The sequence below is a fragment of the Prosthecobacter sp. genome, from assembly GCF_029946185.1.
Lineage (GTDB): Bacteria > Verrucomicrobiota > Verrucomicrobiia > Verrucomicrobiales > Verrucomicrobiaceae > Prosthecobacter.
Genome location: NZ_JAQSEA010000316.1, coordinates 1 through 9,777 on the forward strand (window position 1 = coordinate 1; position 9,777 = coordinate 9,777).

7 protein-coding genes are annotated in these 9,777 nt (G+C 58.2%); 2 read left to right on the forward strand and 5 right to left on the reverse strand.

Annotated elements, in window-relative coordinates; genetic code table 11:
- The 3 genes from PSV43_RS26025 to leuC form a co-directional block, all read right to left on the reverse strand.
- A complete protein-coding gene (locus PSV43_RS26025) occupies positions 1-1,098 on the reverse strand; it encodes an SGNH/GDSL hydrolase family protein (protein ID WP_300204760.1) in 1,098 nt (365 codons plus the stop codon).
- A 9-nt stretch (positions 1,099-1,107) separates the two neighbouring features.
- Entirely contained in the window at positions 1,108-2,202 is a 1,095-nt protein-coding gene (locus PSV43_RS26030) for an alpha/beta hydrolase (RefSeq protein WP_300204763.1), read from the reverse strand.
- Positions 2,203-2,704: 502 nt separating this feature from the next.
- Positions 2,705-4,120, reverse strand: coding sequence for a 3-isopropylmalate dehydratase large subunit (gene leuC, locus PSV43_RS26035; RefSeq protein WP_300204766.1), 1,416 nt, complete (start codon positions 4,118-4,120; stop codon positions 2,705-2,707).
- A 107-nt stretch (positions 4,121-4,227) separates the two neighbouring features.
- On the opposite strand from leuC, the gene dctA reads away from it, so the two are divergent.
- A complete protein-coding gene (gene dctA, locus PSV43_RS26040; protein WP_300204769.1) occupies positions 4,228-5,505 on the forward strand; it encodes a C4-dicarboxylate transporter DctA in 1,278 nt (425 codons plus the stop codon).
- 39 nt (positions 5,506-5,544) lie between these two features.
- Here dctA and PSV43_RS26045 read toward each other — a convergent pair whose 3' ends face one another.
- Both PSV43_RS26045 and PSV43_RS26050 read right to left on the reverse strand, forming a co-directional pair.
- Positions 5,545-5,691 carry a hypothetical protein gene (locus PSV43_RS26045; RefSeq protein ID WP_300204772.1) on the reverse strand — a complete coding sequence of 49 codons (147 nt, stop codon included), beginning with the start codon at positions 5,689-5,691 and terminating at the stop codon, positions 5,545-5,547.
- Between the two features lie 370 nt (positions 5,692-6,061).
- Complete coding sequence (locus PSV43_RS26050) at positions 6,062-8,578, reverse strand: transglycosylase domain-containing protein (RefSeq protein WP_300204775.1); 2,517 nt, start codon at positions 8,576-8,578, stop codon at positions 6,062-6,064.
- A gap of 72 nt (positions 8,579-8,650) precedes the next feature.
- Between PSV43_RS26050 and PSV43_RS26055 the strand changes: the two genes are divergently transcribed.
- The gene (locus PSV43_RS26055) at positions 8,651-9,712 is read left to right on the forward strand and encodes an SAM-dependent methyltransferase (protein WP_300204779.1); all 1,062 of its coding nucleotides are present in this window, start codon (positions 8,651-8,653) and stop codon (positions 9,710-9,712) included.
- The last annotated feature ends 65 nt before the right edge of the window (positions 9,713-9,777 follow it).

The window sequence follows — 9,777 nt, forward strand, 5'->3', positions numbered from 1 at the left end:
TTACAGCTTCGATTTCATCCACGAGTAGAAGCTCGCGCCAATCTGGGCGTAGCCGACGGGATTCGGATGTACCCCATTGTTGTTGGGATAGCCATCAACGGGATCCAGATTCAGCTCCGTGGGGACAATGAAGATGCCGTCCTTCTCGCGGTTGGACAGACGCTTGAGCATCAGCTGCACAATGCGGTGCTGGATGCGCTTCCAGCCCCAGCGCCGATACTTGTCCTTGTAGTTAGCTGTGAAGCCTTCCTGACGCGCATTCGGCGGCGTGGTCAGACCAACGGCGAGTTTGGCGTTGGGCGCGGCCTTGTGAAATGCAGCCAGGAGTTTGTCAGCATTGTCGAGCACCTCGTTGATCTTGGCGTCCGGGTTGTTCGGATCAGCTCCAAAGCAGTCATTGATGCCGAGAAGGAAGGTGACGACATCCGGCGGCTGTCCGCCGCAGTGCTCCTTGAAGTAGCGCTGCAAATCGAAGGCACCGGTTTTGCCATCAGCAGCAGGAAAAATGAAAGGACTGGTCGTCTTGCGTGCAAGCGGCCCTGCGGCCACACCGGGAACCTCCGGAGCAAATTTGATGAGAAAGTCGGACCACTTCCAGCCGCCATAGCCTTCATGCGCGACACCGGGCTGGGCATTGGCGGGTTTGTGCGTGCCAAGCAGCGTGGCCTTGCGATTGCCCGGCAAAGCGAGAAGCCGCGCGATTTCATTGGGGTAAAAGCTCGCATGCGTGAGGCTGTCACCAACAATCAGCAGGCGCAGCGGCTTGGCGGAAACCGATTTGCGCGGGGAGATGTGCAGCGTTATCCGCCCCTGCTCCACCACTTTGCCACCAGCGTTTTTGACGGTGATGGCCAGCGGATGATCGCCCACATCGGCATCGCTCGGCGTGACCGTCCAGCGGCGCTCTTCGTTTTTACCCAGCTTGCAGGCGAACTCGAAGCCATAGGTCTCAGGATTCTCCGTGAGCACGATGTTGTCGTAATAGATGCTCATCGGCACATCCGGCGTGGCATACACGACGGGTGGCAGAGTAAGCTGAAGATCTCCGGCAAAAGCGGAGCAGGTGAACGCGCAAAAGAGGCCCAGAATCTGATTCATGAACTCCCACTACGGTGCGCCGTGGCCAAATCGTTCCATGAAGCGCACAATAGCAGCCATGGAAAGCTGACCGCCCGGCGTAGAAGGAAAGTAGTCCATGCCATGCGTACCCCAGGGGAGTTCGAGAAAAAAGTGGTCCTCATGCTTCGCAAGACGATCATTAAACCTTCGGCTATGGCCGATACTAACAAGCGAATCCTGCGTGCCGTGAAGGATCAGCGTCGGCAGACGACGCTGATCCAGAAATTCCGTCGCTGAGCCGGTATGATACGCCTCCGGCACTTTCTGCGGATCGCCACCCATGTATTGGTGTACTAGAACGAGAGATTTCAGCAGATCATCCGGCACCGACCATTCATTTGCTAGAAACATGTTGGGAGTGCCATACACATCGATGCAGCCACACGCTCCAAGCTCCGGCATGCCATAGGCACAGGCGGCGGCGATCTGCGCCCCAGCAGAGCGCCCCATGAAGACGATTTGATTCACGTCAATGCCGAGTTCAGCAGCATGCTCGTGCACCCAGGCACAGGCACGCCGCGTGTCCTCCGCCTGAGTGGGCCACGTGTGCTTCGGCGCAAGACGATAGCCATAGGAGCACAGCACGTAGCCATGAGAAGCAATCTCCGTGTTGGCACTTTCAAACTCACCAGGGTCCCCGCTGTCCCAGCCCCCGCCGTGGGCGATGAGCAGACAGGGCAGCGACTTGTCAGCACCGACGGGTCGATATATCACCAGCTCAAGCGATTCATCCCCATCCCTCCAGTAGCTGCGGCGTTCCTGCTGCACTTTGAATTTCCCTGTTTGCACCGGCAGCCACAGCCGCTGCCAGGAAAAGCTGAGTCCCTGCGCACTGGCAATGCGCGATGCCTGCACGGCGGGCACAAGAAAGACGACCGCAAGCACCAGACAAACCAAAGCCAGCCAGCGCGATGAGTACATGGCAGGATAAATCACCACCAGCGACAGCAGCGCGAGCCAATGGCCAAACTCCGTAGTGACCAGTTGCAACTGCCACTGCAACCTCGTCGGCGACACGATCCAAGCGTTCACCGCCAGAAAGGCGAGAATGAGAAGTGCCAGAATGAGAACCACAGATTTCACGGGACGGATGCTATCCGACTGAAAGGCCGTCTTGGATTCATGAAAGGCGGTCTGTCACAACTTCCATCCGGATGTGAGCAACAATTCCCTCATCCCTTCACGGCTTCGATATAGAGAGACTCTCTTTCTCGCTCTGGAGAATCAAACCACAAAACATCATTCCTGCCCTCTCGAAAAGAAACCTGGGTAACCTCTTTGAAGCCGACCTCTTCTAGAATCATGCGGAAAGTTTCAGTTGGATTCCCGGATGCCAGGTATAGTCAAGGTTGAGGAAATTCGCACTCGGCTTGTAACCACACCCCACATTCAAATAACGCGCACCTCGTAATTCTGCTGAAAAACGTTGAAACGGATTATGTCTTAGCGCCCAGGAAACAGCGTTCGAAGCGATTTCACCAAATCGTGCCAATTTTTTTGATCGTGTGATCAAAGTTCGCTTTTCCCAGAGATAAGACTTGAGGTTCATACATCTACTGGGAACCGCTTGGCACCACGGGTGATACTATCCCGCAATCGAGAACACCTCTCGCGCATCCGCGATGCTGCCAGTGAGTGCAGCGGCAGCGACCATGACGGGGCTCATCAGGACGGTGCGGCCAGTGGTGCTGCCCTGCCGTCCTTTGAAGTTCCGGTTCGAAGAAGACGCGCAGAGCTGATCCCCGACGAGCTTGTCAGGATTCATCGCCAGACACATGGAGCAGCCTGCGCCGCGCCATTCAAAACCCGCTTCACTGAAGACCTCATGCAGGCCTTCCTGACGTGCGAGTGTATCGACAATCTGCGACCCAGGAACCGCGATGGCTTTCACGCCTGCGGCCACTTTGCGGCCCTTGATGAACTTGGCCACTTCACGGAAATCGCTGAGACGACCGTTGGTGCAGGAACCGATGAATGCGACGTCGATCTTTGTGCCTTTGATCGGCTGTCCTGCAGGCAGCTTCATGTAATCAAGCGCGTCCTGGATGGAGATGCGGCCTGGCTCGGTGGTGGCGCTTTCTGCGGTCGGCACGTTTTCAGTGACGGAGATGGCCTGGTCCGGGCTGGTGCCCCACGTAACGGTCGGCGGCACGTCTTCCGCCTTGATGTTGATGACATCATCATAAACGCAATCAGCATCCGAAGCCACGGCACGCCATTTTTCGACGGTGTCGAGCCATTCATCTCCCTGCGGGGAATACGGGCGGCCTTTGAGATATTCGAAGGTCTTTTCGTCTGGATTGACGTAGCCGCAGCGCGCACCGCCTTCGATGCTCATGTTGCAGACAGTCATGCGCTCTTCCATCGACATCGCGTCAACCAAGCTGCCGCCGTATTCATAGGCAAAGCCGATCCCGCCGTTCGCACCCAGCAGGCGGATGATGTGAAGAATCACGTCCTTGGAGTAAACACCCGGCCGCAGCTGGCCGTCCACATTGATGCGGCGCACCTTCATCTTGCCCAGCGCCATCGTCTGGGTGGCCAGAATGTCGCGCACCTGCGTGGTGCCGATTCCCAAAGCGATCGCCCCGAAGGCGCCGTGCGTCGCGGTATGGCTGTCACCACAGGCAATCGTAGTACCCGGCTGGGTGATGCCCTGTTCCGGTCCGACCACGTGCACAATACCCTGCTTGCCGCTGGAAAGGCTGAAATAGGTGATGCCGAAGTCCTTGGCATTCTTGTTGAGCTCCTGGATCATCGCCTCGGCGAGCGGATCTGAAAACGGCGAGACCTGGCTGTCCGTCGGCACGATGTGATCAACCGTCGCAAAGGTGCGGTGCGGGTAGGCCACTTTCAGGTTCAAATCACGCAGCATCCCAAAGGCCTGCGGGCTGGTGACCTCATGCACGAGATGCGTGTCGATGAGGAGCTGTGTCTGGCCATTGTCGAGAGTGCTGACGACGTGCGAGTCCCAGACTTTTTCAAAGAGTGTTTTGCCCATGGTGCGTGCGGATTGGTGGTGTGAAGAACCGTGAGCGTAGCACGCCCGGCGTCAGGCGCAAGAATGCCTCTTGGCTTTTGCCATGAACCTGCCAGCATCCGCCCCCCATGAAATGGCTAAAAACTCTCTACGTCCAGGTGATCATCGGCATTGTGCTGGGCATTCTGTTAGGATTGCTGTTTCCGCCCGCGAATTCGCTCACCCTTTTCGGTCACACCTTCAATGCGACCGACCTGCAGCCGCTGGCGGAGGTTTTCATCAAGGCGATCAAGATGCTCATCGCCCCGATCATCTTCTGCACCGTGGTCTGTGGCATCGCCAGCATGGGCGATTTAAAGCGGGTGGGTCGCGTGGGTTTGAAAGCACTTCTGTATTTTGAGATCGTCACCACGGTGGCGCTGGTTATTGGCCTCGTGGTGGCAAACGTGGTCGAGCCAGGGGCCGGCGTGGAGCTGCATGCCACGGCGAAGGAAGCCTCAAAGCTGGGCGAATACCAGGCCAAGGCAGGCGACACCAGCACCAAGGCCTTTTTAATGAACATCGTCCCCAAGACCTTTGTCGGGGCATTTACGGACGACTCAGTGCTGCCCGCCTTGTTTCTCGCCCTGCTGGTGGCGGTGGCGCTGTGCCAGATGGGAGAAAAGGGCAAACCAGTCCTCGATCTCCTGCAAAGCGTCTCGGAGGTGTTTTTCAAACTGGTCGCCATCATCACCCGCGCCGCCCCCATTGCTGCCTGCGCCGCCATGGCCTACACCGTCGGCTCTGAAGGTCCGGGCATGCTCGTCAAGCTGGTCAAAGTACTGGCCTGTGTCTATGTCACCTGCGGACTGTTTGTATTCGTCGTGCTCGGCAGCATCGCGCGGTGGAACGGCTTCAGCTTGTGGAAAATACTCGCTCACATCAAAGACGAACTGCTACTTGTGCTCGGCACCTCCTCCTCGGAAACCGCCCTGCCACAGCTCATGCTGAAGCTCGAAAAAGCGGGCTGTGACAAGTCCGTCGTCGGTGTCGTTATCCCTTCCGGCTACTCGTTCAATCTCGACGGCACCTGCATCTACCTCACCCTCGCCGCCTTGTTCGTCGCTCAGGCCACGAACACCCATCTGACCCTCGGGCAGCAGCTCGTGCTACTGCTGGTCCTGCTGCTCACCTCCAAGGGGGCCGCTGGGGTTACCGGCGCCGGATTCATCACCCTGGTAGCCACCCTCTCGACCATCGACACAGGTATTCCTGTCGCTGGCCTCGCGCTGCTCATCGGCATCGACCGCTTCATGTCGGAAGCCCGCGCCATCACCAATCTCATCGGCAACACGCTCGCCACACTCGTCGTGGCAAAGTGGGAAAAGGAGTTCGATCCAGAAAAGGGAAAGATGCTGCTGAGGTGAAGTCAACCGCCGAGAGCTCTGCAAATCCCGCCAACGGGATCAAATGCCTTGCGTAAAAAGCTCCACCCAACGGTTGGGACCAAAAATCGAAACAAGCTCACAGATGATGCCAAATGCCCCGATTGCTGCCGGAATGGAGAGCCGTCCTGCCGTAGTGATCATGGATAAGCCGCCAATGGCAAGCATGGCCCCGAGCAGGAAAAGAACTATTCGGAGAAGAACCATTGCGATGAAGGATTAATACCACGCACAGTTGCAAAAGGGCCTGAATCCATGGCGCTTAGTAAGGGCCTTTTCGCTCTTTTGTCGCTTCGTCCCGCCACACACCAGCCCTGAATGGGCTGCGGATGATAGCCCAGAGATGCCAGCCTGCCCTTCGCAGCACGGAGTGCGAAGATGGGGCGCTCCGCCGCATCCCACGCCCACCAGCAGTGCCTGCAATCAGCCCCGCCGCAACTTGGCTCCGCCATCACATGACGCCCTCCCCGAGAAGATTCTCAGCACGAGAAAACAGACCCGTTTTGAACGCATCATGCTATAAGCTGACTGAAACCCCTCACAGCTCGATCTTCATCGGCGGCGGCGGGGCAAGCTTGAGCTTGGGCCCTTCTTCATCGGGGGTATCCACGGCATCGACAGGAATGGCCTTGCGGATCGGCGAGCCATCGTCATTGACCGGGCTGGCCCGGGGCACCGCCTGCTCGGAATTGTAGGGGTCTTCCCCGATGACCGTAAGCGCCCTCATCCGCACGGGTTCGACGTGCACCCAGCGGGTGGCCGAGGCAATAAGTGGCGCGGAGCCGAAACCGCTGGCGGGGTTTTGATAGCCAAACTGCTTGATCTCAACCGGCAGCCCCTCGCCAGTGTGCAGATTGCAAAAACCCTCCAACGGCGTACCCGTGCGCACATACTCGAAGTAGGTGGAACGCACAGACTTTTCGCGGCCATCAGGCCCCTTGATCTTCTCGTAGCAGTAGTCAGTGGCCCGCAGTCCGCTTCGCTGGCACATTTCCACCCGCTCTGCCGTCTGCGGTGGCTCCACCTCCTGCGGAACATACCGTGTGGCGCTGGTATTGATCATGTCCACCCACACAGGCAGCACGATGCGGTTCGAGAACGCCCCGGGATAGATGGTCTTCTGCTTGTCGAAGCCCGCCCACACCCCGCAGGTGACACCTGAGGTGTAACCCAAGAACCACAGATCCTTAAATTCGTAGTGCGTACCGGATTTGCCACCGGCCTCAAACTCGCCGAGCTTGTATTCACTCACCGCTGGGCTCCCAGTACCTCGATGCAGCGCGTCCACGAGGCACGTGTGCGTCTGGTACGCCGCAATGGGGTCCATGCTCTGCACGCTGCGCAGGGCTGCCTCGGAGATTTGAAACACCGCCTTTTCGTTGTTGTCCGTGATGCGCTGAATGAGGTTCAGCTTCTGCGGGCGGCTGCCAAGCGTCGGAAAATTGGAATACGCCAGGCACATCTCGCTCAGTCTCATCTCGCTGGCACCGAGGAAGGTGGAGGGGTAGTCGCGCATTTCGGAGGTGATGCCGGCCTTCTGCGACACCTGCTTCACCATGGGCACTCCCACGCGCTCTCCCAGACGTACGGTGGCGGAGTTACGCCCCTGAACGAGCGCCTCACGTGAAGTCATCGGCGCCTGCGTCCATTTCGGATTGTCCACTTCAGCTCCCCACTCGCCCAGGATTCCGGTCAGACCCCCGATCATCACGCGGCGGTTGTCCAGAGGCGCATCATCCACCTTGGTGCCAGGATACAGTCCTGGACTGCTAAACGCGGCGGCATACACGAACGGCGTAAACGCGGTGCCTGCAGGACGCACGCCATCCGTGGCTCGGTTAAACTGGCTGTCACCAAAATCACGTCCGCCCACCATCGCCAAAATACTGCCGTCCTTGTTGTCGATCATCAAGGCCGCTGCCTGGAGGTACTCCGGCAGCGGCTTGGGCGTTGCGGGATCAATTTCACCACGCTTCAGCCGGGCACGATAATCGCTCATGATCGCGCGAAACTGCTCTAAAGTCTGGTGCTCGTAGCCCGGGCGCTTTTCGACCTCGGCCATGTGTTTGCTCACAGCCTGCTCGGTCGCTTTTTGCACATCCTGGTCAATGCTGGTATAGATGCGGAACCCGCCGATGGATGCCCGCTCCTCCCCCACCAGATCCACAACCTCACGCCGCACCGCGTCGAAAACATAGCTCAGACGTGGGTCGGTGCTCTGCGGCGCAGTCACCAGCGGCGTTTTCTTGAGCTTTGCCGCTTCTTCCCTCGTCAGCGTCCCCTCAATGGACATGCGTTCGAGCACATAGTTCCGCTCCTTCATGGCACGCTGGGGGTGCTTGATCGGCTGAATGTTGTTCGGACTCTTGATCAGTCCGACGATCGTTGCCGACTCCTCAATGCTCAACTCTTTGACATCCTTGCCAAAATAACCGTGCGCCGCCGCCTGCACGCCGTAGAAATTCACCCCAAAGAAAATGCGGTTCAGATAAAGTTCGAGGATCTCCGCCTTCGAAAAGTGCTTCTCAATGCGCTGCGCGATGAAAGCCTCCAAAATCTTGCGCTTGTAGCTGCGTTCGAGGAGCTTGAACGTCTGCCTGGCAAGCTGCTGCGTGACCGTACTCGCCCCCTGCGTGACCTCGCGGGCCACGATGTTTTCCTTCACCGCACGGAGAAGGCCGATGTAATCGACCCCGTCGTGCTTGAAGAACCGTGAATCTTCCTGCGCCACCAGAGCATCAATTAAGTGCTGCGGCACATCCGTGATCGGCACCGGGGTGCGGTTCAGGACGTAGAGGCGGGCCATTTCATCACCATCACGGTCAAAAATGATGCTCGCCGACTCAAGCTTCTTGAGTTCCTCGAGGTCAAACTTCTCCGCATCCCGCCGCAGCGGCCCCACAATCACACTGTAAACCCCAAACGCTGACACAACACCGAGTAGGACAAGGGCAATCAGCGCACTGAACCAGCCACGGCGGTAGAAGGGCAGTTTCAGGCCAGCTTCGCCACGCCAGTTGCGTTCAGGCTGGGGATCGGGATCATCGCGGAACATGTATTTTAAGAAAGTAGGGTCGTAAAACTACCCGCCCTTCACAATTTCCGCCAGTCCTTTCCCGTGCATCGCATGTCTTCCCTGCCCAGCATCCTCCGCGAAAAACTCGACACCACCCCCTCCGGGCGTCTGCCCTTTGCGGAGGTCATGGAACTGGCGCTTTATCATTCTGAGCATGGTTATTATGGCGCAGCCCCCCGCAAAATCGGCCGCCAAGGCGACTTTTTCACCAGCGTAAGCGTCGGTCCGTTGTTCGGAAAGCTCCTCGCCATGTACGCTTTGCAGGAATGGCTGGCGCTGGGAGAACCGGAAGATTTCACCCTCATCGAACAAGGTGCCCATGACGGACAGCTCGCAGAGGATATTTTGACTGCCTTGGCCGGCAAACCACTCCGCTACCTCATCGTGGAGCCAAACCCTCGGTATCGTGAAGCTCAGCTCAAGCGCCTCGGTGACCGGGTCCAATGGGTGGAAAGCCTCGCCGCTCTCAAAACCGGCCCCAAACACGGCTTTTTCCTCTGCAATGAACTCCCAGATGCCTTCCCCGTGCATCTCGTTCGCTGGAACGGCGAACGCTGGGAGGAATTGCACGTCGAAGCCGACGGCGCCGAGGATTTTCGCTTAATACCCGGCGATTGCTCATGCGAGGAACTCGAAGCAGAGGTCAAGCACCTGCCGCACGATCTCGAAACCGGCCACACCCTCGAAATCAACCTTGCCATGCTCACGTGGATTCGCGCCCTGGCGCAGACCGCATTTCAAGGGCACATCTTCATCGCCGACTACGGTCTGGATGCGGAGGAGTTCCATGCCGACTCACGCGCCGACGGCACCATCCGCCGCTACCGGCAGCACCAGATGGACGGCCACATACTGGCAGACCTCGGCGAATGTGACCTCACCACGCACATCAATTTCACACGGCTGATCGATGAAGCCGCGCGCCATGGCCTCACCCAGCGCGAATATGACCTTCAAGGCCGTCTGCTCGGCCGCATGGCGATGGCATGGATTCAAAGCCTCGAAGGCAGCCCCCCAGACGCCTCCACCATGCGCCAGTTCAATTCACTGACCCACCCCGCGCTGATGGGGCGTTCGTTCCGGTGCCTCATTCTGAATAAGTCAGCCAGTTGATCACCGTCACGCGTATTTCCAGCAATGAAAAAGTTGTTTCCCCTCATGGCAGCCCTGCTTGTCAT